Annotated in this window: 22 protein-coding genes; 12 read left to right on the plus strand and 10 right to left on the minus strand. The window is 57.7% G+C overall.

Annotated elements, in window-relative coordinates:
• Nucleotides 1-87 precede the first annotated feature (87 nt).
• The 3 genes from ACQQ2Q_RS07580 (at nt 88) to ACQQ2Q_RS07590 (ending at nt 2,354) form a co-directional block, all read left to right on the plus strand.
• Entirely contained in the window at nt 88-336 is a 249-nt protein-coding gene (locus tag ACQQ2Q_RS07580; RefSeq protein ID WP_428186393.1) for a hypothetical protein, read from the plus strand.
• Nucleotides 337-481: 145 nt separating this feature from the next.
• Nucleotides 482-1,786: a nicotinate phosphoribosyltransferase gene (gene pncB / locus ACQQ2Q_RS07585; RefSeq protein WP_428186394.1), complete on the plus strand. Its 1,305-nt coding sequence runs from the start codon at nt 482-484 to the stop codon at nt 1,784-1,786.
• Between the two features lie 115 nt (nt 1,787-1,901).
• On the plus strand, nt 1,902-2,354 hold the full coding sequence (locus ACQQ2Q_RS07590) for a CoxG family protein (protein ID WP_428186395.1): 453 nt from the start codon (nt 1,902-1,904) through the stop codon (nt 2,352-2,354).
• Between the two features lie 30 nt (nt 2,355-2,384).
• Here ACQQ2Q_RS07590 and ACQQ2Q_RS07595 read toward each other — a convergent pair whose 3' ends face one another.
• From ACQQ2Q_RS07595 to ACQQ2Q_RS07620, 6 genes are all read right to left on the minus strand, one after another.
• Nucleotides 2,385-3,230, minus strand: a complete 846-nt coding sequence (locus ACQQ2Q_RS07595) for a GNAT family N-acetyltransferase (RefSeq protein ID WP_428186396.1) — start codon at nt 3,228-3,230, stop codon at nt 2,385-2,387.
• Nucleotides 3,230-3,973, minus strand: coding sequence for an aspartate/glutamate racemase family protein (locus ACQQ2Q_RS07600; protein WP_428186397.1), 744 nt, complete (start codon nt 3,971-3,973; stop codon nt 3,230-3,232). The genes ACQQ2Q_RS07595 and ACQQ2Q_RS07600 overlap by 1 nt, the downstream gene beginning before the upstream one ends.
• Before the next feature lie 8 nt (nt 3,974-3,981).
• Complete coding sequence (locus ACQQ2Q_RS07605) at nt 3,982-4,800, minus strand: ABC transporter permease (protein ID WP_428186398.1); 819 nt, start codon at nt 4,798-4,800, stop codon at nt 3,982-3,984.
• 1 nt (nt 4,801) lies between these two features.
• Nucleotides 4,802-5,707 (minus strand): ABC transporter permease, encoded by a 906-nt coding sequence (locus ACQQ2Q_RS07610; RefSeq protein ID WP_428186399.1) that lies wholly within the window; start codon nt 5,705-5,707, stop codon nt 4,802-4,804.
• Nucleotides 5,708-5,858: 151 nt separating this feature from the next.
• A complete protein-coding gene (locus ACQQ2Q_RS07615; RefSeq protein ID WP_428186400.1) occupies nt 5,859-7,145 on the minus strand; it encodes an ABC transporter substrate-binding protein in 1,287 nt (428 codons plus the stop codon).
• Nucleotides 7,146-7,181: 36 nt separating this feature from the next.
• Nucleotides 7,182-8,270 carry an ABC transporter ATP-binding protein gene (locus ACQQ2Q_RS07620; protein WP_428186401.1) on the minus strand — a complete coding sequence of 363 codons (1,089 nt, stop codon included), beginning with the start codon at nt 8,268-8,270 and terminating at the stop codon, nt 7,182-7,184.
• 260 nt (nt 8,271-8,530) lie between these two features.
• Between ACQQ2Q_RS07620 and ACQQ2Q_RS07625 the strand changes: the two genes are divergently transcribed.
• Complete coding sequence (locus ACQQ2Q_RS07625) at nt 8,531-9,244, plus strand: GntR family transcriptional regulator (RefSeq protein WP_428186402.1); 714 nt, start codon at nt 8,531-8,533, stop codon at nt 9,242-9,244.
• 37 nt (nt 9,245-9,281) lie between these two features.
• Here the strand turns inward: ACQQ2Q_RS07625 and hutC are convergent, their stop codons facing one another.
• A complete protein-coding gene (gene hutC, locus ACQQ2Q_RS07630; protein ID WP_428186403.1) occupies nt 9,282-10,022 on the minus strand; it encodes a histidine utilization repressor in 741 nt (246 codons plus the stop codon).
• Nucleotides 10,023-10,065: 43 nt separating this feature from the next.
• Complete coding sequence (locus tag ACQQ2Q_RS07635) at nt 10,066-11,424, minus strand: formimidoylglutamate deiminase (protein ID WP_428186404.1); 1,359 nt, start codon at nt 11,422-11,424, stop codon at nt 10,066-10,068.
• 90 nt (nt 11,425-11,514) lie between these two features.
• On the opposite strand from ACQQ2Q_RS07635, the gene hutI reads away from it, so the two are divergent.
• Genes hutI through ACQQ2Q_RS07660 form a run of 5 tightly spaced genes read left to right on the plus strand, consistent with a single transcriptional unit; the run spans nt 11,515 to nt 17,401 of the window.
• Nucleotides 11,515-12,789: an imidazolonepropionase gene (gene hutI, locus ACQQ2Q_RS07640; protein ID WP_428186515.1), complete on the plus strand. Its 1,275-nt coding sequence runs from the start codon at nt 11,515-11,517 to the stop codon at nt 12,787-12,789.
• On the plus strand, nt 12,786-14,321 hold the full coding sequence (gene hutH / locus ACQQ2Q_RS07645) for a histidine ammonia-lyase (protein ID WP_428186405.1): 1,536 nt from the start codon (nt 12,786-12,788) through the stop codon (nt 14,319-14,321). The genes hutI and hutH overlap by 4 nt, the downstream gene beginning before the upstream one ends.
• 1 nt (nt 14,322) lies before the next feature.
• Nucleotides 14,323-15,132 (plus strand): N-formylglutamate deformylase, encoded by an 810-nt coding sequence (gene hutG, locus ACQQ2Q_RS07650; RefSeq protein ID WP_428186406.1) that lies wholly within the window; start codon nt 14,323-14,325, stop codon nt 15,130-15,132.
• A 2-nt stretch (nt 15,133-15,134) separates the two neighbouring features.
• Nucleotides 15,135-16,808 (plus strand): urocanate hydratase, encoded by a 1,674-nt coding sequence (hutU, locus tag ACQQ2Q_RS07655; RefSeq protein WP_428186407.1) that lies wholly within the window; start codon nt 15,135-15,137, stop codon nt 16,806-16,808.
• 17 nt (nt 16,809-16,825) lie between these two features.
• A complete protein-coding gene (locus ACQQ2Q_RS07660) occupies nt 16,826-17,401 on the plus strand; it encodes a HutD/Ves family protein (RefSeq protein ID WP_428186408.1) in 576 nt (191 codons plus the stop codon).
• Nucleotides 17,402-17,411: 10 nt separating this feature from the next.
• Here the strand turns inward: ACQQ2Q_RS07660 and ACQQ2Q_RS07665 are convergent, their stop codons facing one another.
• Entirely contained in the window at nt 17,412-18,311 is a 900-nt protein-coding gene (locus ACQQ2Q_RS07665) for a LysR family transcriptional regulator (protein ID WP_428186409.1), read from the minus strand.
• Between the two features lie 125 nt (nt 18,312-18,436).
• Between ACQQ2Q_RS07665 and ACQQ2Q_RS07670 the strand changes: the two genes are divergently transcribed.
• The 3 genes from ACQQ2Q_RS07670 to ACQQ2Q_RS07680 all read left to right on the plus strand — a co-directional run bounded on the left by ACQQ2Q_RS07670 (nt 18,437) and on the right by ACQQ2Q_RS07680 (nt 20,833).
• The gene (locus ACQQ2Q_RS07670; RefSeq protein WP_428186410.1) at nt 18,437-19,369 is read left to right on the plus strand and encodes a ring-cleaving dioxygenase; all 933 of its coding nucleotides are present in this window, start codon (nt 18,437-18,439) and stop codon (nt 19,367-19,369) included.
• Nucleotides 19,370-19,426: 57 nt separating this feature from the next.
• On the plus strand, nt 19,427-20,038 hold the full coding sequence (locus ACQQ2Q_RS07675; protein ID WP_428186411.1) for an alpha/beta hydrolase: 612 nt from the start codon (nt 19,427-19,429) through the stop codon (nt 20,036-20,038).
• Nucleotides 20,039-20,131: 93 nt separating this feature from the next.
• A complete protein-coding gene (locus tag ACQQ2Q_RS07680; protein WP_428186412.1) occupies nt 20,132-20,833 on the plus strand; it encodes a pirin family protein in 702 nt (233 codons plus the stop codon).
• A gap of 97 nt (nt 20,834-20,930) precedes the next feature.
• Here ACQQ2Q_RS07680 and ACQQ2Q_RS07685 read toward each other — a convergent pair whose 3' ends face one another.
• A complete protein-coding gene (locus tag ACQQ2Q_RS07685) occupies nt 20,931-22,217 on the minus strand; it encodes an amidohydrolase family protein (RefSeq protein ID WP_428186413.1) in 1,287 nt (428 codons plus the stop codon).
• Between the last annotated feature and the right edge of the window lie 7 nt (nt 22,218-22,224).

Below are 22,224 nucleotides of genomic sequence, written 5' to 3' on the forward strand. Positions count from 1 at the left end.
ATAGCGTCAGCCTACCGTTTTTCCTTTGAGTTTGCTTAGGCCCCAAAAAGGGCATTGAGCAGAAATAGGACATTGAAGGAGACGCATATGGTCAGCCATAACGACGATCCAATCCACGGCCGTGATGAACAACGAGAGGAGCCGCTTTCGGCAGTCGACGCTCGTCAGGCTCGGCGCGGGCGTCGGGTTCTGATCGTGCTTCTGGCCGGTCTGGCTATAGCCATGCTGATCTGGGTTCCTGCGGAATGGTGGGGGCAGTCGCAGGTTCCCGATGGCTCAGGCTCCATTAATCAACCGTCCGCTGCCAGTACAGTTGAGCCGGGTGGCGCTAACTGACGGCTGCAATTTGTCCTGACGCATCGTTGCGATCGCGCTATGGACTTTGCTTCGATATTTTTCGATAACGGGCGACCGATGGGCCGCCCGCATGCGTTTGGGTCGGTCATAAATGCATGAGAAAGCAAGACGGGCGGCGAATACGATGACGAAAACCGATATTGCACGCCGCGTCTTCAACCACACCTGGAAGCTGGATCCTATTATCCGCAGTCTGATCGACACGGATTTCTACAAGCTTCTCATGCTGCAGATGATCTGGAAGCTCTACCCGACGGTGGACACCACGTTCGAGGTCACCAACCGTACAAAGACAGTCCGCCTGGCGGATGAAATCGACGAGCAGGAGCTGCGTGAGCAGCTCGATCATGTGCGCACCTTGAGACTGACAAAGAAGGAAATGATCTGGCTTGCCGGTAATACCTTCTATGGTCGCTCGCAAATCTTCGAGCCGGAGTTTCTCAACTGGCTATCCAATCTACAGCTCCCCGACTATGAGCTTACCCGCCACGACGGTCAGTACGAGCTGCGCTTCCATGGCAAATGGATGGAAACCACGCTGTGGGAAATTCCAGTCCTGGCGATCATCAATGAGTTGCGCAGCCGCGCTGCCATGCGCTCGCTGGGCTTCTTTACGCTCGATGTTCTCTATGCGCGGGCGAAAGCCAAGATGTGGGCGAAGGTTGAACGTCTGAAGGATTTGCCAGGGCTTCGAATTTCCGATTTCGGTACGCGCCGTCGACACAGCTTCCTGTGGCAGCGCTGGTGCGTCGAGGCGCTGAAGGAAGGCATCGGGCCGGCATTTACCGGCACGAGCAATGTGTTGCTTGCCATGGACTCAGACCTTGAGGCCGTCGGAACCAATGCCCATGAACTGCCGATGGTTTCGGCAGCGCTTGCACGTACGGATGCGGAGCTTGCAGCTGCTCCTTATGACGTATTGAAAGACTGGAACCAACTTTACGGCGGCAACCTGTTGATCGTGTTGCCCGATGCCTTTGGCACAGCCTCCTTTCTTCGCAATGCGCCTGAATGGATTGCCGACTGGACCGGTTTCCGTCCCGACAGCGCGCCGCCGATCGAGGGTGGTGAAAAGATCATCGACTGGTGGAAGAAGATGGGACGCGACCCCCGTCAGAAGCTGCTGATCTTTTCCGATGGCCTGGATGTCGATGCGATCATCGATACCTACAAACATTTCGAAGGCCGGGTACGCATGAGCTTTGGCTGGGGCACGAACCTCACCAATGACTTCGTCGGCTGCGCACCGCAGGAAATGGCAAGCCTCAACCCGATTTCGATCGTCTGCAAGGTATCGGAAGCCAACGGCCGACCAGCAGTCAAACTGTCTGACAATCCCCGCAAGGCGACAGGCGATCCGGCCGAAGTCGAGCGCTACATCAAGTTTTTTGGCTCCGACGACCGCGTCGATCAACCAGTCTTCGTCTAGCATCTCTCCTCGGCACGTTTATCGCTTGCCTATTCTTCGATGGCAGTGAAACAATGCGGCTCGTCTAATGGATTTGGCGGAAAGTCAGGCCGATGACGTCGAGGGAGGAAAAACAATGGATATGAACGGCAGCGAGCGTATCGAGGCGCCGATTGGAATAGTGTGGACGGGTTTGAACGATCCCGAAATCCTGCGCCAAGCCATTCCGGGATGCGAAAATCTCGAGAAAACGTCGGAATCAACCATGGCGGCGAAGGTTGTCTTGAAGATCGGGCCGATCAAGGCCAAGTTCGACGGGGCCGTTGAATTGCTGAACCTCAATCCACCCCATTCCTATACTATCGCGGGTGAAGGCAAGGGCGGCATTGCCGGATTTGCCAAAGGCAGTGCAGATGTTGCCCTTGCAGAAGACGGGCCCGACGCCACGATCCTGACCTATACCGTCAAGGCTGAAGTGGGCGGCAAAATCGCGCAACTCGGTAGCCGGCTTATCGATTCGACGTCAAAGAAGCTTGCTGGCGAGTTTTTCTCGAGGTTCAGTGCTCTGGTGGGGAACCCAGAAGCGTGAGCAACCATCTCTAGAGCGCGAAACAGGCGTTTAACCGAGTTCCAGAGACGTTATTGCAAAAACACCCGTTTGCTCGATTACCGGGGCTGCTCCGCGATACATGCGGGCGGTCTCGAAACCTCTGGTAAAGCCGACACTTGCGAGAAATTGGCTAAACTGAATTTGACGATCTGGCACATCCAGATGCAATTCAGCGCCTTTGGATATCGAGTGACAGGCGTTGAATAGGCGGATCGCTATATCAATGTCCTCGGCGAAAAGCGGGCCTAGCTTGTACCCGTCCAGACATTGCCGCACCACCGCATAGCCACGAAGCTGACCACCGGTTTCCACGAGGAACGTCCGATGCGGTGGCAAAAGCCAGGCATCCAGAAAATGCCTGCGTGGTCCCGGAAAGAACCGCCGGTCGAAGGCTTCAACTGCATTGGCCATCGCTGCCTGGAATGGAACGACGCCTTCCAAGTTCTGCGGATGTGTCGTCTGGGACCGACCGCTCCAGCGTGCGGTGGTATAGGCCGTGTTGAAACCCATGGCTGAATAGTTGGCTTGCTGGGCCGGCACTCCATCCAGACCTATAGTACGCTCAGCGAGCCGTTCCATTCCTTCATTCCAGACCTTCATACCAAGGCCCCTGCCCCTGAAGTCCGGATGGCAGATATAGAGGCCGATGAAGCCGAAGCATTCGCCATAGCGGATGGCGGAGATACCGGCGGCGAGTCTACCATCAACAAATGAGCCGAGAAATCCTTGAGGGTCGGCCGCACGGAATGCTTCGGCATCGCCCAAGCCCGGGTTCCAGCCTTCGGTTCCTGCCCAGCGCAAAAGCTCAGCAACTTCATCCGCGTCGGCGACACGAACCTCAATTTTTTCGGTCATTATCCAACCATTATGTCAGGCGCAAAGTCTCGGAGAGCACCACTATAGGTCTTGCGTACCGGACTTGCATAGGCACCGCGCTTTGCCGTCGAAAGGCCAAGGGCGACGAGTGCTTCTGCCTGCTTGACGGCAGCGGCAACGCCATCGACGACCGGCACGCCGAACTCCTTTCGAAGCTCGATGGAGAGATCCGCCATTCCGGCGCAGCCCAGCACGATTGCTTCGGCCCTGTCTTCGCGGAGCGCCGCATCGATTTCGTTTCGTAGCCTGTCTCGCGCATTCGACTGCGGATCCTCCAGCGACAGCACTGGAATATCGGCGGCACGCACATTGCAACGCCCTGTCATACCGTAGCGTTGAACGAGATGTTCGAGCGGTAGGCGGGAGCGTTCCATGGTTGTGACAATTGTAAACCGCTGGGCGATAAAGGCAGCTGTCGCCAATGCCGCCTCACAGATTCCCACTACCGGGATATTCGCCATAGCGCGCGCCGCATCCAGCCCGGTATCGTCGAAACAGGCGATGATTGCGGCTTGCGCGCCTTGTCGCTCACCCTTGGCTATCTCGAGAAGAAGACCTGGAACCGCAAAGACCTCGTCGTAATAACCTTCGATCGAGACGGGCCCCATTGAGGACGTGACGGACGTTACCCTTGTCGAGGGATTTCGCACACGATCAGCCGCATCCGCAATTGTCGCCGTCATGCTCTTTGTGGTGTTCGGATTTACGACTAGCAGATCCATGTCAGTCCTCACCCGCGCGCACGGCGGCGGTTCAGATAGACGATCAGCCCCAGCGTGCCGCCAATGACAATGAAGGAAAAGAGCGTGGTGACGGTGCCGAGTGCATAGAGAACCGGCGTGGTGACATTCGTCGTCATGCCGTAGATTTCAAGCGGTAGCGTGTTGTAGGTGCCGGAGGTCAGCAGCGTACGGGCAAATTCATCATAAGACAGAGTGAAGCCGAACAGGCCGACGCCGATCAGGCTTGGCGTGATCATTGGCAGGACGACATGGATGAATGTCTGCCAGGAGGTTGCGCCCAGGTCGCGTGCGGCCTCCTCATAGCTTGGCGAGAACCGATTGAAGATTGCAAACATGATCAGGACACCGAAAGGCAAAGTCCATGTCAGATGGGCACCGAAACCGGACGAATACCAGGCAGGTTGCCAACCGAGCTGGCTGAAGAGGACGCCGATGCCAAGCGAGATGATGATTGACGGGACGACAAGGCTTGCGACGGAGAGATAAAACAGGGCCGATGCGCCGCGAAACTTGCGGCGAAAGGCAAGGCCCGCCAGGAGAGAGACGACAACGGTGGTGATCATGACCATCAGGCCGAGTGCAAAGGAGCGGCGAAAGGAGCCTCCGAAATCTCCGACGGCCTGACGTTCAAACAGGTTGGCGAACCAGTGAAGAGAGACGCCATTGAGCGGAAAGGTGAGACCCCCATTCGGCCCCTGAAACGACAGGATCAGGATCGCCGATAGCGGACCGTAAAGGAACAGCACGAAGATCGTAAAGAATACCGCCAGAACATAGAATTCGCGTGAGCGCTTCTCGCCATACATCTCAGAGTTCCTTTCGGATATCGACCACGCGCAGGATGGCTGCCACCATCAAAAGCACGAGAATGAGGAGAACGACAGCATTGGCCGCTGCGGCGGGATATTGCAGCAGAGACATCTGGTTCTTCATCATCAGTGCCACAGAGGCACTTTGTCCGCCCGACATGACCTGAACGGTTGAGAAGTCCGCCATGACCAGAGTGACGACGAATATCGTGCCAATGGCCATGCCCGGCTTTGCCAGCGGGATGATGACATTGGTCAGGATCTGGAAGCTGGTCGCACCGGCATCGCGCGCGGCCTCGATCAGCGCCTTGTCGATCCGCATCAGCGTGTTGAAGATCGGCGTGACCATGAACAGGGTATAGAGATGCACCATGGCCAGCACGACGGCAAAATCGGAATATAGCAACCATTCGATCGGCCTGGGGATGATGCCGGCGTTTACCAGCGTGCTGTTGACCAGACCGTTGCGCCCCAGAACCGGTATCCACGAAATCATGCGGATGATGTTGGATGTCAGGAAGGGTACCGTGCAGATGAGAAACATCACCATTTGCATGGTCGAGGTGCGGATATGGAAGGCCAGGAAATAGGCGACCCAAAAGCCGATAAACAGCGTGATCGCCCAGACGATGAAGGCAAATTTCAACGTATTGAGATAGGTCTTCCAGGTGATCCAGGATCCCAGCGTTTCAACATAGTTGAAGGTCACGAAATCGGGATACATTTGGGCAAAATCGTAGTCCCAGAAGCTGACGACGCCGATCAGCAAGATCGGCAGCAGCAGAAAAAAGCCCAGGATCAGTGCCAGGGGCGTGGATTGGATATAGGAGGTCAACCAGCCGGGAATGCGGATCCGCCGCCTTGGCTTTTGCTCGCCGACGCCGATGAAGCGCACTGTGGTCATGATCTGTCCTCGCTATATTTCCTGCCGCAGCAAGCGACGCACGTCTGATCTGCCGGCTTCCCCCCCGTCGGGGGAGAAGCCAAGCTTTGGCTGATCGCGCCACGCCCGCCATCCACGGCGCGTGGCACCCTTCCCCGTGGGGAAGGAGATATTACGCAGCGATGAACTCGTTCCAGCGGCGGACCATGTAGCGGTCCTCGTCCATCACCGAGTTCCAGCATGCAACATGGCCCATGCGCTCTTCGAACGAGCCGCCATCACGCACGGCACCGGCTTTTTCCATGACCTTGCCTTCGGGTGACAGAATATCGTCTGAGGCTGGCTTGCCTTCGATCCAGTAGCCCCATTCGTTGGCGCTCATGTGGTCCTTGGCCGTGTCCATGCAGGCCGAGTAATAGCCTTGACGGTTGAGATAGCCACCGACCCAGCCGGATGTGTACCAGTTGATATATTCATAGGCGGCATCGAGCTGGGCACCCGACAGGTGCGATGCAAGACCCAGACCACCGCCCCATGAGCGGTAGCCTTCCTTGAGCGGCTGGTACTTGCAGGCGATGCCCTTGGAGCGAACTGCAGCGACGGCCGGCGACCACATGGATTGAATGACGACTTCGCCTGATGCCATCAGGTTGACGGATTCGTCGAAGGACTTCCAGAAGGCGCGAAACTGGCCGTCCTGCTTGGCCTTGATCAGGAAGTCGATGGTGGCATCGATTTCTTCCTTGGTCATGTTGCCCTTGTCTGCGTATTTGATGTTGCCCATAGCCTCCATGATCATGGCAGCGTCCATGATACCGATCGACGGGATATTGAGGATCGAGGTCTTGCCCTTGAACGCCGGGTCCATGATATCGGCCCAGGTAGTGATCTCGCGGCCGACGAGGTCCGGGCGGATGCCGAGCGTATCGGCATTGTAGATGGTCGGCATCATGGTGAACCAACCAGTCTCACCGGCAGCAAATGTCTTGTCACCCGGGCCTTCCACAAAACCGACCGTGTGCGGCGCGGTGCCCTGGGCGATGACGCTGTCTTCCTTGAGCTTGCCATTCTTAAACAGCGGGACGACCTTGTCGTAATATTTGAGCTTGGTGACATCCATGGGCTGGATCACACCGGTCGGATAAACCTTCTTGAGGATCCAATACTCGATGTCGGCAATGTCATAAGAATTCGGCTGGGTGACTGCACGCTGGGCCGCAGCGTCAGAATCCGTTGCCGTCATCTCAAGCGTTATGCCAAGGTCTTCCTTGCACTTGTCAGCGATGGCGTTGATGTTAGAAACACCCGTGCCGAACTGGCGCAATGTGATCGGGTTCTGGGCCCAGATAGTCGGGAAACCGGTGATGACACCCGAGCCGGCGGCGACGCCGGCAACAGCGGATGCCGTCTTCAAAAGGTTGCGGCGGGAAATGCCCTTGGTTTTCTTCGTCTCAGTCATGCGCTGTTCTCCTTTTATGTTTGTTCGTCTTGATCTTCACTTCTTCACGCGACCAAGAATGATCGCATCCGCCTCCGACCATGAAAGCGGCACGGCATCGCCGACCTTCACCGGCTTTGCAAAAAAATCGGCATCCGTCAGAATGACGGTGAAGTCATCGATGCCGGCGCCGGTGACGGAAATCTTGACCGTGGCGCCGAGGTCTTCGACGAGGGACACGAAACCGGAAAAGCCGAGACCCGGGATCGTGCTTTCACCGATGCGGACATGATCGGTGCGAATGGCGATGTCTGCGGACTGCTCGGATGGCGAGACTTTGCCGGGAGCGACAATCCGGCCTCCTCCATTCACCTCCACCGTAATCCCATTGTCACTTCGATCGACGATCCGGCCCGAGACGACATTGTGGGTGCCCATGAAACGGGCAACGAAAGCGGTGGCGGGCTTCTCAAAGACCGTGCGGGGGCTGGCCGCCTGTTCAATGCGCCCGTCGTTCATGATCACGACCAGATCGGCCAATGCCATCGCCTCTTCCTGGCTGTGGGTGACGTGGACAAAGGTCATGCCGAGGGATGTCTGAAGCTTCTTGAGCTCCGCGCGCATCTGGATCTTCAGAAACGGGTCGAGTGCCGACAAGGGCTCATCCAGCAAAAGGGCCTGAGGCCTGGTGATAAGCGCGCGGGCCAGAGCGACGCGTTGCTGCTGTCCACCGGACAACTGTGCCGGACGACGGGACGCATAGGGCTCCAGTTGCATGAGCTTGAGCATTTCCATTGCTTCACGCCGCCGCTGATCCTTTTCTACGCCCTTCATTTTCAAGCTGAAGGCAACATTGTCGATCAGATCAACATGGGGAAAGAGCGCATAGGACTGGAACATCATCGCAGTCCCGCGCTGGGCCGGCGGCAGATCATTGACGATCGTATCGCCCAGCAGGATGTCACCGTGAGAGACACTTTCGTGGCCGGCGATCATTCTGAGCGTCGACGTCTTGCCGCAACCGGACGGCCCCAACAGACAACAATAGCTTCCAGCCGGGATCTTCAGGCTGATCGTGTGCACCGCGGTCGTTGTTCCGTATATTTTCGAAACGGCGGCAATGTCGATTTCGGCAGCTTTCGTCATGTCTGAACCCTGTTTCAACGCAAAGTTACATGCATGCCGCGTGCCAGTTTGTGCACTGCAGGATAAGCTATTGGATTCATGATCTATTTGTATTCGGGTAGAATGCGTACTTTTTAACAGCCGATGTGCATGCATAAATTTTATGCGATTGCATACGAAAGTTATCGTCAATTGTTGACAATCATTTTGCCTCATTGAGCTCCGTTCATATTTTCTTTGCGCGTCATTGGCGCTAGAAAGGGCCAGGAACGGATTGACCTATGAACATAACGCCGAACAGCCAGCTGACTATCGACGCCAACCAGGAAGACCGCGCGCAAGCGATCCGGGATTCGCTGCGTGATGCCATCGTGGACCGGCGCCTGGCACCGGGGACGAAACTGTCTGAGGCGGAAGTGGGCACGCTGTTCGATGTGAGCCGTACGGTTGTTCGCTACGCCTTGCAGATGCTGACTTTTGAAGGCCTGGTAAAAACCGAGCGCAATCGAGGTGCTTTCGTTTCCAACCCCACGCCTGACGAAGCGCAGCAGGTTTTCGCATCACGCAGATTGATCGAGCCCGGGATCGTATCTGCCGCCGCTGAACGGATCACAGCGGAGGATATCAAAGGCTTCCGGACACATCTTGAGGAAGAGGAGCGCTACAAGACCGAACGGGGTGCGGCTGCGCGCCGTGCGGAGATCAAGGCGTCCGGTGATTTTCACCTGATGCTGGCGCGCGTGGCAGGCAATGCCATCCTTGAAAAGTTCATGGACGAACTGGTTGCGCGTTCGTCGCTGGTGATTGCGCTTTATGGCCGCACCGGTGTCTCCAGTTGCGGTCACGACGATCATGCCAGAGTGCTGGATGCGCTGGAGGCCGGCGATGTCTCGCTTGCCACAGAATTGATGCTCCATCACATCGGCCATATCGAAGCGGATCTGGATCTGCGTGTCGGCGACGGTCTGACACTCAAGCAAGCGCTTAATCTTTAAGCTTCGAATATCTGCCTGAAACTTGCCCTTGCCACTCTCAAGTCGCGTTGATCGATGCCGGACGGAAATTGGCAATGATGGTGTGGCTGTCGCCGGGATAGGTGATGCGAACGAAGGTTACAGGCCCTGTTTCGCTCCAGGTGCGTCGCTCCACCACCAGACAGGCCGCGCCCTTGGGTATCTCCAGCAAACCGGCCGTTTCCGGCGTCGCGGTGACTGCCAGGATCTTGTGCTCGGCGGCGCTCCAGGGAACCTGTTTCAGCAGCCACTGACCGGGTGCCGCCCCTTCGAAAGACGCTTGGCGCGCTTCGGGTACCGTTTCCAGACTAATCAGCCGCTCTTCAAGACAGAACGGTTTTGTGCCGGCAAAATGCACGCATTTGATCTGCAGGAGATTGTCACCGGTCGATACCTCGAACCGAGTGATATCGGCTGCGGCGGCCGCTCGCTCGACCGAGGACAGGACAGAGAATGAATAGGGAAGGTCGAGGGCACTGACCTCTACTTCAATGTCCGAAATCTCCAGGATCGCAGACTGCGCCCGGGGCTGGGCAACAAAGGTGCCCGACTTCTTCCGACGCTCGACGAGGCCGGCGCCCGCGAGTTGCGTCATGACCTTGTTTACGGTCATGCGCGAGACATCGTAGGATTTTGCCAGATCCACTTCGAAAGGCAGACGGTAGCCCGGCGGCCAATCGCCTGAGACAATCTTGTGCTCGATATCGGAAAGGATTTTTTGATGGAGGGTCAGGCCCGTCTGGGACTTCCTGTTCGTCACGCCAATCGTTGCCCTTCGTTTCGAGTTTCCGGAGAACCCGGCTTTAGTGGTTTGAATGCCCGTTCATCAAGGCAGCCATAGTTTCGCGGAAGCGATCCGAAATCCGTTCGCGATCAATATGCGCTCCGTCCGCCACGACCTTCTTACCGCGAGACCAGACGCTGTCAATTTTCACGCCATCGGCAAAAATCCATTGGTCGAGGAGCTGGTCTGGACCAGTTGGCAATGCCTGGCCCGCATCGAGCGCGACGATGTCGGCGCTCGCGCCAACTGCAAGGCCAGCCTTTGTGGACAATGCTGCACTACCGCCGGCCATGGCTCCGCTAAAGAGCTTGGCTCCCGTCGAATGCCCCTTATCGGCGATGACATTGCGCGCCCTTGCTGCAAGGCGCTGCGAATATTCCAACTGGCGCAGTTCGTGAGCGACGGAGATCGATATGTTGGAATCCGAGCCGATCCCGAACGCGCCGCCAGCCGCCAAAAATGCGCCCGCTGGAAAAATCCCATCCCCGAGATTGGCCTCGGTGATGGGGCACAATCCGGCGATGGCGCCACTCGCAGCCATCTCACGCGTTTCAGCATCGGTCATGTGTGTCGCATGGATGAGGCACCAACGCTGATCGATCCTGGCGTTATCCAACAGCCACTCGACCGGACGCTTGCCGGACCAAGCAACACATTCGTCCACTTCTCTGGTCTGCTCAGCCACGTGAATATGGATTGGCCCGTCGCCCGCCATCTGCTCAAGATGTGACAGTTCTTCTGGTGTCACTGCGCGCAGGCTGTGCGGGGCAAGGCCGAGATTGGCACCAGGAACACCTGCGACCAAGCCCTGGCAGGCCTGGACGAGTTTTTCAAAACTGTCGATCGAATTGATGAAACGGCGCTGACCGTCCGATGGCGTTTCGCCACCAAACCCGGCATGCGCATAAAATACTGGAAGCAATGTCAGGCCGATGCCAGAGGACTGGCTTGCGGCTGCTATCCGCTCCGCGTGCTCGGCGATATTGTCGTAGTGGCTGCCGTTGCGGGCATGATGCAGATAATGGAACTCGCCGACACGAGTGAAGCCCGCCTCCAGCATCTCCATATAGAGTTGTGCTGCCACCGCCTCGATATCGTCGGGGTTCATCGACAGCGCAAAATCATACATAACAGTTCGCCAGCTCCAGAAACTGTCACTGGATGGTCCGCGGACTTCGGCAAGGCCCGCCATGGCGCGCTGAAAGGCGTGACTATGGAGATTGGGCATTCCCGGAACCGCAATCTCAACAATCTCTGCATCCCGCGGAGAAGGCCCGCCCGTCTCAACGGCGCTGATCAGGCCGGAGGTCATCTCTAAGCGGACGTTTTCTGCCCATCCATTCTCCAGAAGGGCTTTTCTGGCAAACATTGTCGTCAACGCGCACCCCTTATCTGACCCGATCACTCGAAACATGCGGGTTAAAAATCGCTTGCAAACCTATTTTTATGTATATACATGTTTGACCAGATTGAAAGACGAAACTTCGTCGGGAGACGAATTTTGCGCAGCGAAAATCAAAATACAAAACGTCAGATCCTTCAAAATCTTCGGATGGCAAGTCCCAGCGCGGGAAGCGCCGGACTGACTGTTACTGAACACGCAGCGATCGTCATTGAAGACGGCTTGATCCGTTTTGCCGGAGAGCAAGATGCGGTTCCTCAGGCGTTCCGGACCGATTTCGAGACCATCGACCTTCAGGGACGATGGGCCACACCCGGCCTGATCGATTGCCATACGCATCTGGTCTTCGGCGGCAATCGCGCCAAGGAATTCGAGATGCGCCTGAATGGTGCTTCCTACCAAGAAATTGCACGCGCTGGCGGCGGCATCGTCTCATCCGTGTCCGCGACAAACGCTCTGTCTGTCGACGAACTTGTTGCGGCAGCATTGCCACGGCTCGACACGTTGCTGTCCGAAGGCGTAACGACTGTCGAGATCAAGTCAGGCTATGGGCTGAACATCGAGGCAGAGCTCAATATGCTGCGCGCAGCCCGCGCGATGGAGAACCACCGTCCTGTTCGCGTTCGCACATCCTATCTCGCGGCCCATGCAACGCCGGCGGACTATAAGGGCCGCAATGGTGCTTATATTACCGAGGTCGTTCTGCCGGGACTGAAAGCCGCTCACGAACAGGGCCTCGTCGATGCCGTTGATGGTTTTTGCGAGGGTATCGCGTTTCAGCCAGCGGAGATCGCCCGGGTCTTCGATCTGGCCAAGTCTTTAGGTCTGCCAGTGAAGCTTCATGCGGAGCAGCTTTCCAATCTGGGCGGAGCAAAGCTTGCGGCCTCGTATGGCGCGCTATCTGCGGACCATCTCGAATATCTGGATGAAGGTGGCGCACAGGCCTTGGCCAAGGCCGGAACGGTTGCAGTGCTTCTGCCCGGCGCGTTTTATGCTTTGAACGAGAAGCAGAAGCCGCCGGTTGAAGCCTTGCGCAATGCAGGTGCCCATATTGCGATTGCGACGGACTGCAATCCTGGCACGTCGCCGCTGACATCGCTGTTGTTGACGATGAACATGTCTGCCACGCTTTTCGGCTTGACCGTGGATGAATGCATCTGCGGCGTCACCCGCGAAGCCGCACGCGCGCTTGGAGCGCTTGACCAGGCCGGAACGCTCGAGGCCGGCAAATCCGCAGACATCGCCATCTGGGACATAGAGAGCCCGGCTGAACTGGTTTACCGGATTGGCTTCAATCCGCTTCATGCGCGTATTTTCAAGGGAAAGTGGTTCACACGATGACGATCGTTCTCAAGCCTGGAGCGGTTTCGCTCGCCGAGTTGGAAAACATCTACTGGACCGGAGTGCCAGCGCGGCTTGATCCCTCTTTTCATGCCGGGATCGAAAAGGCGGCAGCCCGGATTGCCGAAATTGCCGCCGGCAATGAGCCCGTCTACGGCATCAATACCGGATTTGGAAAGCTTGCCTCGATCAAGATCGATGCTGCCGACACGGCCACCTTGCAACGCAATCTCATCCTGTCGCATTGCTGCGGCGTCGGCGCTCCGCTCTCCGAAAATATCGTGCGACTGATCATGGCGCTCAAACTCATATCCCTTGGCCGCGGCGCGTCTGGTGTGCGCCTTGCCATCACCACGCTGATCGAAGCCATGCTGGACAAGGGCGTCACCCCGGTCATTCCGGAAAAGGGCTCCGTTGGCGCATCCGGCGATCTTGCACCGCTTGCCCATATGGCGGCAGCGATGATGGGGCATGGCGAAGCGTTTTATGGCGAGACACGCATGAATGCTGCGGATGCACTTCACGCTGCAGGCCTTCAACCCGTCGAGCTTGTTGCCAAAGAAGGTCTCGCCCTTATCAACGGCACGCAGACATCGACGGCCCTGGCGCTGGCTGGACTTTTTCGCGCCCATCGCGCCGCCCAGAGCGCACTGATCACCGGCGCGCTTTCCACCGATGCCGCCATGGGCTCGTCTGCGCCGTTTCATCCGGACATTCATAACCTGCGAGGACACAAGGGCCAGATCGATGCCGGGACCGCCCTTCGCGGACTTCTGGAGGGTTCGGTCATTCGCGAAAGCCATAGGCAGGGCGACGAACGGGTGCAGGATCCCTATTGCATTCGATGCCAGCCGCAGGTCGACGGCGCTTGCCTCGATCTGTTGCGCATGACTGCAAGGACGCTGGAAATCGAGGCCAATGCGGTCACAGACAATCCGCTGGTGCTGTCTGATGGCTCTGTCGTTTCGGGAGGCAATTTTCACGCCGAGCCGGTTGCTTTTGCCGCAGACCAGATTGCCATTGCAATCTGCGAGATCGGCGCCATTGCTCAGCGCCGCATTGCGCTTCTGGTTGACCCATCGCTTTCCTACGGCCTGCCGGCTTTCCTTGCGAAAAAGCCCGGACTGAATTCCGGACTGATGATCGCGGAAGTCACATCAGCTGCCCTGATGAGCGAGAACAAGCAGATGTCGCATCCAGCTTCGGTTGATTCAACACCGACTTCGGCGAACCAGGAAGACCATGTTTCCATGGCCTGCCACGGAGCGCGGCGGTTGCTTGCCATGACGGAAAACCTCTTCGCCATTGTTGGCATCGAAGCGCTGACGGCCGCACAAGGGGTCGAGTTCCGTGCGCCGCTCGCCACCAGTCCTGAACTGCTGAGTGCGATGTCGGCAATCCGCGCAAAAGTGCCGACGCTCGAGGAAGACCGCTATATGGCCAATGATCTGGCAGCGGCCAGTGAACTGGTCGCATCCGGCGCTCTTGCAGACGCTGTTTCAGCTGATCTTCTGCCGACACTGGAGCGTTGAAGTGAGCGTTGTCGAAATCAAGCAAGGCTCTTCCCCGGTCATTCTTGGCCTACCGCATACCGGAACGTATGTGCCAGACGGCATCCGTGCGCGACTGAACGACAACGGCCTGATCCTGGCGGATACCGACTGGCACGTCGAGCGCATCTATGATGGCCTCCTGCCGAATGCGACGACAGTGCGCGCCACCTTCCACCGGTATGTCATAGATGCCAACCGTGATCCGGCCGGCCAGAGCCTATATCCAGGCCAGAACACCACAGGTCTTGTTCCGACGACTGACTTTGACGGATTGCCTATCTGGAAGGAGGGTGAAGCGCCGACAGATGCGGATATCGCGGAGCGCCTGGCCAGATTTCATCAGCCCTACCATGCCGCACTGGCAGCAGAGATTGCGCGGGTACAGTCCATCCATGAAGTGGCTGTCCTTTATGATTGTCATTCGATCCGGTCTGAAATCCCCTTCCTGTTTGAAGGCAAGCTTGCCGACTTCAACATTGGGTCGAATGACGGTGCCACCTGCGCGCTGGAGTTCGAGCGCATTACGGCCGAGATTGCCGCAACTGCCGTCGGCTTGACCAGCATTGTCAACGGTCGGTTCAAGGGTGGCTGGACGACGAGACATTATGGCCATCCAGCTGATGGCGTGCACGCGATCCAGATGGAGCTTAGCCAATCGAGCCATCTCAAAACCGAAGCCGTGCCATTCGCCTATGATGAAGAAAAGGCAGAGTATCTGCGCGGTTATCTCAAGGAGATCCTGACGCGCATCGAGGATCTGGCATACGAATTGAAGACTGAGGGGAACTGATCATGACCGATCCGCGTCACAATATGCGTGATGTTCGCGCGCCGCGTGGAACCGAACTCAACGCAAAAAGCTGGATGACTGAAGCGCCGCTGCGCATGCTGATGAACAATCTCGACCCAGATGTGGCCGAGCGTCCGCATGATCTCGTGGTTTATGGCGGCATCGGCCGCGCTGCCCGCACGTGGTCCGATTTCGATCAGATCGTGGCAACCCTCAAGGACCTCAGCGAAGACGAGACCTTGCTCGTTCAATCGGGCAAGCCTGTTGGCGTGTTTCGCACCCACAAGGATGCGCCGCGCGTGCTGATTGCCAATTCGAACCTGGTGCCGCATTGGGCAACCTGGGACCATTTCAACGAACTGGATAAGAAGGGCCTGGCCATGTACGGCCAGATGACAGCCGGATCTTGGATCTATATCGGTGCCCAGGGTATCGTCCAGGGCACCTATGAAACCTTCGTTGAGGCGGGCCGCCAGCACTATGGCGGAAATCTCAAGGGCAAGTGGATCCTGACCGGCGGCCTTGGTGGCATGGGTGGTGCGCAACCGCTCGCAGCCGTGATGGCCGGCGCTTGCTGCCTTGCCGTCGAATGCGATGAAACCCGTGCCGATTTCCGTCTGCGAACCCGCTATGTGGACGAGAAGACTCATAGTCTGGACGAGGCGCTGGCCAGGATCGATGCCTGGACCAAGGCCGGCGAGGCGAAATCTATCGCGCTCATCGCCAATGCCGCCGACATCTTTCCTGAACTCGTCAAGCGTGGCGTCAAGCCGGACATCGTGACCGACCAGACCTCAGCCCATGATCCCCTGCACGGCTATCTGCCGCAGGGCTGGTCGGTTTCTGAATGGCGCGAGAAACAGGAAAGCGCTCCGAAAGTCGTCGAAACGGCCGCGCGCGCCTCCATGAAAGTGCATGTCGCCGCCATGGTCGACTTCTGGAACATGGGCGTGCCGACACTCGATTACGGCAATAACATCCGTCAGGTCGCCAAGGATGAGGGGCTCGAGAATGCCTTTGCCTTCCCCGGCTTTGTGCCGGCTTATATCCGTCCTTTGTTTTGCCGCGGCATCGGGCCGTTCCGCTGGGCCGCCCTGTCTGGCGATCCGGAAGACATCTACAAGACCGACGCCAAGGTTAAGGAACTGCTGCCCGACAACAAGCACCTGCATAACTGGCTCGACATGGCCAAGGAGCGCATTTCCTTTCAGGGCCTGCCGGCGCGTATCTGCTGGGTCGGTCTCGGCGATCGGCATAAACTCGGCCTTGCCTTCAATGAAATGGTGAGAACCGGTGAGTTGAAAGCGCCAATCGTGATCGGTCGCGACCATCTCGATTCCGGTTCCGTCGCCTCGCCAAACCGCGAGACGGAAGCAATGAAGGATGGTTCCGATGCGGTCTCCGATTGGCCGCTCCTCAACGCGCTCCTCAACACGGCCTCGGGTGCCACCTGGGTGTCGCTCCATCACGGCGGCGGCGTCGGTATGGGCTTTTCGCAGCATTCCGGCATGGTGATCTGCTGCGACGGCTCAGAAGATGCGGACCGCCGCCTCGAGCGTGTTCTTTGGAACGACCCGGCCACCGGCGTTATGCGCCATGCCGATGCCGGCTATGACATCGCCATTGATTGCGCCAAGGAACAAGATCTGAGGCTGCCCGGCATTCTCGGCAACTGAGAGGAGTGTAGGGGCAGATGCGCATTCTGAGGGCTACGGATCACACGGCCATGCCCTGGAAAAATGGAGGCGGGGTGACGCGGGAAGTCGCGTCTGCCCCGGCGCTCAATGAAAGCTCGCCCTTTGTCTGGCGTCTCAGTCTTGCAACCATCCGCCAATCTGGCCCCTTCTCGCTCTTTCCCGGCATCGATCGTACCATCGCAGCTCTGCGCGGCGATCCAGTTCGGCTGACAATCGATGGCAAGGAGGTCGCGCAACTTCACGCGTTGGGAGAACCATTTGCGTTTTCCGGTGATGCGAAGGTCTCTGCATTCACGGACGGCGCCGAAACAATCGACCTCAATATCATGACCTTGCGCGGTCACGCGCATCACGACATGGCGCGCCTCGGCTGGGCGGGAGAAACGACGATAGAGACATGGCATCGGTTGACCATGCTCGTCTTTACCAGTGCGGTGCGAATTTCTTCCGATGCGCATGCGTTCGAGGCCGATGTTGACGATGTGATCGTCGATATTCCCAGCGAGACAAGGCTTTCACTTTCGTCGTCGGGACCTGCCGTTGCCTATGTCATCGGTGTCGACGAACACTGACACATTCGCGTCAAAGCGGTCGCACAGCGGTGACAAAATTCTCGAAGAAATCCGAAAACTTCGCAACGCGCATGGGCAGTTTTTCATACGGTGGATAATAAAGGGTCAGCCAGAGTTCCGGCGGCTGCCAGTCCGGCAGGATCTGCACCAGAAGCCCGTCCGCGAGGGACTTCTCGACGATGAACATGGGTAGCAGGGCCACTCCATTGCCTGTCTCGGCAAGGCGTGCCGTGAACTCACCGTTGTTGCCAGCCAATTTGCGACCGGCATGGACCTTGCGGGTCTTACCGGCAAAGGTCAGCTCCCAGGTTTCCGACAATGCTTCCTCGTCATAGGCAATGCAGGCCGCTTCGTTGAGGTCGTCGGGTGTCTTGGGAATACCGTTTTCCGCGAGATAACCCGGCGATGCCACCAGTACCCTGCGGATCGGTCGCACCTTGCGCCAGATTGTCGACTTGTCTCGCGGCTGCTCCGAAATACGGATCGCCAGATCGAAACTGTCCGAGACGATGTCGATAAAACGGTCGGTCAGGCTCAGCGAAACGGAAATCGCCGGGTTTTCGACCAAAAATCCCGAGATCACATCAGGCAGAATGCGCTGTCCGAGAGACAACGGCCCATTGAGCCGGATCAGGCCTGCCAGATGCCCCTCCTCGGCTCTGACTTGCTCCGTCGCTTCTTCGAATGCTTTGATCAATGGTTCGATCCGGGCGGCATAGACCGCGCCGGCAGAGGTCAACGATACTTGCCGCGTGGTCCTCAGGAAGAGTTGCACACCCAGACGCTGCTCCAGCGCGCCCACAGATCGCGTGACCGAAGACGCGGTCATAGACAGCTGCCGTGCCGCGGCCACGAAACTGCGTTCCTTCGCTACGGCGAGGAAAACCTTTATGTCGTCCAGATCGCTCATGTTCAATTATTGCAATATATGCAACAATATTGTCAATTTTATTTCTATTCACTTTGCAGCGCATCGGCTCCATCTTCTCTCCAGACAACGAAACGCAACGTCGTCCAAACAAAAGGAACAGTACGATGCTTACTCAGATCAAAGGATTGCACCACGTCACCTCCATGGCCGCCAATGCCCAGGTGAACAGCGACTTCTTCACCAAGACGCTTGGCCTGCGCCGCGTGAAAAAAACCGTCAACTTCGACGCCCCTGACGTCTATCACCTCTATTATGGTGATGAAGTCGGAACGCCGGGCTCCGTCATGACCTATTTCCCCTTCCCGCATATCGCTCCCGGTCGCCCCGGCACGGGCGAGGTCGGTGAAACCTATTTTGCCATTCCAAAGGGTTCGATCGATTTCTGGAAGGGTCGCCTCGATACGCTCGGCGTGAAGGACATCAACGAGACCGAAGTGTTCGGCGAAAAGCGCCTGCGCTTCAGCGGCCCCGACAAGGATGGGTTTTCGCTGGTCGAAGTCGACAGCGACAAGCGTGATGGCTGGTTACATGACGACATCGGTGCTGCCGAAGCGATCAAGGGTTTTCATGGTGCCAGCATGCGTCTTCAGGATGACGGCGCGATGCGCGAACTTCTCGGCTTCATGGGCTATGAAAAGGTAGACCAGAAGGCCGAATGGACGCGGTTTGCCATTCCAGGCGGAAACGGTGCCGATTTCATCGACCTTGAAAGTCTGCCGCAGGCCAATGCCGCGCGCCAGGGTGCTGGCTCTGTTCATCACATCGCTTTTGCCGTGGAGGACCGGGCTGCCCAACTCGAAGTGCGCAAGGCGTTGATGGATACCGGTTATCAGGTCACGCCGGTCATCGACCGCGATTACTTCTGGGCCATCTATTTCCGCACACCCGGCGGTGTCCTGTTTGAGATTGCGACCAACGAACCTGGTTTCGACCGCGATGAAGACACGGCGCATCTCGGTGAAGCCTTAAAGCTTCCCAGCCGCTACGAGCCCCACCGCTCACAGATCGAAGAAACCCTGTCTCCGATCAATGACTAACCGCTCAGATGACGCGAATGGCGGGACTGTCTGGTCCCGCCCATTGGAGATTTGACCATGACCGCGACAAACTCATCCTATGCCGCCTTTACCAGGACCGGTACGCCCGGCGCTCCGCTGGTCTTTGCCTTTCACGGCACTGGCGGCAACGAAATGCAGTTCACAGAACTGGTTGAAAAGATGCTGCCGGATGCCTCGATCGTCTCGCCGCGAGGAGATGTGTCTGAATATGGCGCTCTACGTTTCTTCAAGCGTACGGGTGAAGGTGTCTACGATATGGACGATCTTGCCATGCGGACCGCCAAGATGGTGAGCTTTATCGATGAGCACAAAGCAGCCAATCCGGGGCGCCCGGTTTACGCGCTAGGCTATTCGAACGGGGCCAACATTCTGGCATCGGTGCTGTTTGAAAGGCCGGATCTATTTGAAAAGGCGGCCTTGCTGCATCCGCTGATCCCCTGGCAACCTCAGGCAAATTCAGGGCTTTCCGCCAAGGAAATCCTGATTACTGCCGGCCAGCGCGACCCGATTTGCCCTCTCCCCCTCACGCAAGGGCTGATTGGTTACCTTGAAGCGCAGGGCGCTGCGGTCGAGGCCAGCATCCATGAGGGCGGGCACGAAATCCGCCAGAGTGAATTGCAGGCGCTATCCACTTTCCTGCAGCGCTAAACAGGGCCTCGGGTTCTCAACCACCCCGCGTCCCGTTGGAAGAACACTCAAATATCGCCGGGACGCGTTCCCGGCGTCTTCGGGAGTATGACCATGATCCTTATTCATGAAAACATGAACCGCGGCGTCACCAGACAGGGTTGGCTCAACAGCTACCACACATTTTCCTTCGGCGGTTTTCATGACCCGAACCGTATGGGCTTTGGTCCATTGCGGGTCATCAATGAAGACTGGATCGTTCCAGGTTCGGGCTTTGCCGAACATGCGCACGACAACATGGATATCCTGACAATCGTTCTGGAAGGCGCACTGCGCCACAAGGATACGCTTGGCAATGTCTCCGACATCACGGCCGGCGAGATGCAGCTGATGTCCGCTGGCAACGGGTTGCGCCATTCCGAAATGAATGCATCCGACACCGAGACCGCCCATGTCCTGCAGATCTGGATGATCCCGGAAACACGCAACCCGGATCCGCTTTATCAGCAGGCAAAGATGCCGGAAGGGGCGGCGGCACGGGACTGGACACTCATTGCCAGCGGGCCGTCCGGTGATGCTCCGCTCCGGTTGCTGTCAGACAGCCGGGTGTGGATTGCCAACCCGCGCGATGGAGACATCAGCACAATTTCGAAAGCATCCGATCGCCTGACATTCGTACACCTCATCGAGGGTTTGGCCCAGATCGAGGGGGAGACAATCAGGACCGGTGATGGGCTTCAGATCGGCAATGAGGCCGTGCCGGATATCCATTGGCTGACCGACGGCAAGGCCCTGATGTTCGATCTGCCCAGATAGGCGTCAGAATGTCGAAGTCGGGGCAGATCATGCGGCAATGACCGCGAACCATCTGCCCCGCAAAGACTTTACCCACAAAGTCCGATAGCTGGGACGCTCAGCGTGCCGTCGGGTTGCGACCGGTATCCAGTTTGGCGGGTCGTCCGGAAAGGTTCAGCTCGGCAATCTTCGGCGCCGTGCGGGCAATGGTCTTGCCACGACGAAGCACGGCCAGCCGTGCCGGTTTGAGGCGCAACGCCTCTTGCACGTTTTCCGCCTGCAACACGACCAGATCGGCATTGCAGCCAACGTCCAGACCATAGTTCACGAGGCCCATTGTCTTTGCAGAATTCACAGTCAGCGCATCGAAGATCTGCTTCTTGTCCTCGACACCGGCCATCTGGGCCACGTGAATTGCCATATGGCCAACTTCCAGCATGTCGCCGGAACCCATGGAATACCAGGGATCCATCACGCAATCATGGCCGAACGAGACGTTCAGGCCGGCTGCCATCAGTTCACGCACCCGGGTCATTCCACGGCGTTTGGGATAGGTGTCGTGGCGACCCTGCAGCATGATGTTGATGAGCGGGTTGGGAATCACATTGATCTGCGCTTCTGCCATCAACGGAATGAGCTTCGAGACGTAGTAGTTGTCCATGGAATGCATGGATGTGAGATGCGAGCCGGCAACTCGCCCCTGCAAGCCAAAGCGCACGGTCTGGGCCGACAAGGTCTCGATATGGCGCGACATAGGGTCGTCGGTCTCGTCGCAATGCATATCGACCGGCAGGCCGCGATCAGCTGCGATACGGCAGAGTGCCTCGACCGAGGCGGCGCCGTCTTGCATGGTGCGCTCGAAATGCGGAATGCCGCCGACGATATCGACGCCCATATCCAGCGCGCGTTCGAGCGACTTTGCGCCCTCTTCTGCGCGGTAATAGCCATCCTGCGGGAAGGCGACGAGTTGTAGATCGATATAGGGCGCAACGCGCTCCTTGACCTCCAGCATGGCCTCAGCCGTGACAAGGCGGGGATCGGATGTATCGACATGGGTGCGGATATGCAGGAGACCCTGGCTGACTGCGAGGTCGCAATAGGCAAGCGCACGCTCGACCAGTGCCTCCTTCGTCAGCAGCGGGCGCAGTTCGCCCCACAACGCAATGCCCTCCAGCAGCGTGCCAGAGACATTCATGCGCGGCAAACCAAGCGACAGGGTCGCGTCCATATGAAAGTGCGGATCGACGAAGGAGGTGCTGACCAGACGGCCGGTGGCATCGATCACTTCCCCTGCCGCGCCGGGCAATCCTACCTCGATCGCTGCAATCTTACCGCCGGACACACCGATGTCGATGCCCTTGCGACCGTCCGGCAGATTGGCGTTTCGAATCATGAGATCGAACATGGAAAGG

This window comes from Agrobacterium sp. ES01, assembly GCF_050320885.1.
Lineage (GTDB): Bacteria > Pseudomonadota > Alphaproteobacteria > Rhizobiales > Rhizobiaceae > Allorhizobium.

Excerpts from the sequence above, each read along its gene's own strand:
- ACQQ2Q_RS07580 (WP_428186393.1), top strand. The coding sequence starts at position 88 with ATGGTCAGCCATAACGACGATCCAATCCACGGCCGTGATGAACAACGA.
- pncB (WP_428186394.1), top strand. The coding sequence starts at position 482 with ATGACGAAAACCGATATTGCACGCCGCGTCTTCAACCACACCTGGAAG.
- ACQQ2Q_RS07590 (WP_428186395.1), top strand. The coding sequence starts at position 1,902 with ATGGATATGAACGGCAGCGAGCGTATCGAGGCGCCGATTGGAATAGTG.
- ACQQ2Q_RS07595 (WP_428186396.1), bottom strand. The coding sequence starts at position 3,230 with ATGACCGAAAAAATTGAGGTTCGTGTCGCCGACGCGGATGAAGTTGCT.
- ACQQ2Q_RS07600 (WP_428186397.1), bottom strand. The coding sequence starts at position 3,973 with ATGGATCTGCTAGTCGTAAATCCGAACACCACAAAGAGCATGACGGCG.
- ACQQ2Q_RS07605 (WP_428186398.1), bottom strand. The coding sequence starts at position 4,800 with ATGTATGGCGAGAAGCGCTCACGCGAATTCTATGTTCTGGCGGTATTC.
- ACQQ2Q_RS07610 (WP_428186399.1), bottom strand. The coding sequence starts at position 5,707 with ATGACCACAGTGCGCTTCATCGGCGTCGGCGAGCAAAAGCCAAGGCGG.
- ACQQ2Q_RS07615 (WP_428186400.1), bottom strand. The coding sequence starts at position 7,145 with ATGACTGAGACGAAGAAAACCAAGGGCATTTCCCGCCGCAACCTTTTG.
- ACQQ2Q_RS07620 (WP_428186401.1), bottom strand. The coding sequence starts at position 8,270 with ATGACGAAAGCTGCCGAAATCGACATTGCCGCCGTTTCGAAAATATAC.
- ACQQ2Q_RS07625 (WP_428186402.1), top strand. The coding sequence starts at position 8,531 with ATGAACATAACGCCGAACAGCCAGCTGACTATCGACGCCAACCAGGAA.
- hutH (WP_428186405.1), top strand. The coding sequence starts at position 12,786 with ATGACGATCGTTCTCAAGCCTGGAGCGGTTTCGCTCGCCGAGTTGGAA.
- hutU (WP_428186407.1), top strand. The coding sequence starts at position 15,135 with ATGACCGATCCGCGTCACAATATGCGTGATGTTCGCGCGCCGCGTGGA.
- ACQQ2Q_RS07660 (WP_428186408.1), top strand. The coding sequence starts at position 16,826 with ATGCGCATTCTGAGGGCTACGGATCACACGGCCATGCCCTGGAAAAAT.
- ACQQ2Q_RS07665 (WP_428186409.1), bottom strand. The coding sequence starts at position 18,311 with ATGAGCGATCTGGACGACATAAAGGTTTTCCTCGCCGTAGCGAAGGAA.
- ACQQ2Q_RS07670 (WP_428186410.1), top strand. The coding sequence starts at position 18,437 with ATGCTTACTCAGATCAAAGGATTGCACCACGTCACCTCCATGGCCGCC.
- ACQQ2Q_RS07675 (WP_428186411.1), top strand. The coding sequence starts at position 19,427 with ATGACCGCGACAAACTCATCCTATGCCGCCTTTACCAGGACCGGTACG.
- ACQQ2Q_RS07680 (WP_428186412.1), top strand. The coding sequence starts at position 20,132 with ATGATCCTTATTCATGAAAACATGAACCGCGGCGTCACCAGACAGGGT.
- ACQQ2Q_RS07685 (WP_428186413.1), bottom strand. The coding sequence starts at position 22,217 with ATGTTCGATCTCATGATTCGAAACGCCAATCTGCCGGACGGTCGCAAG.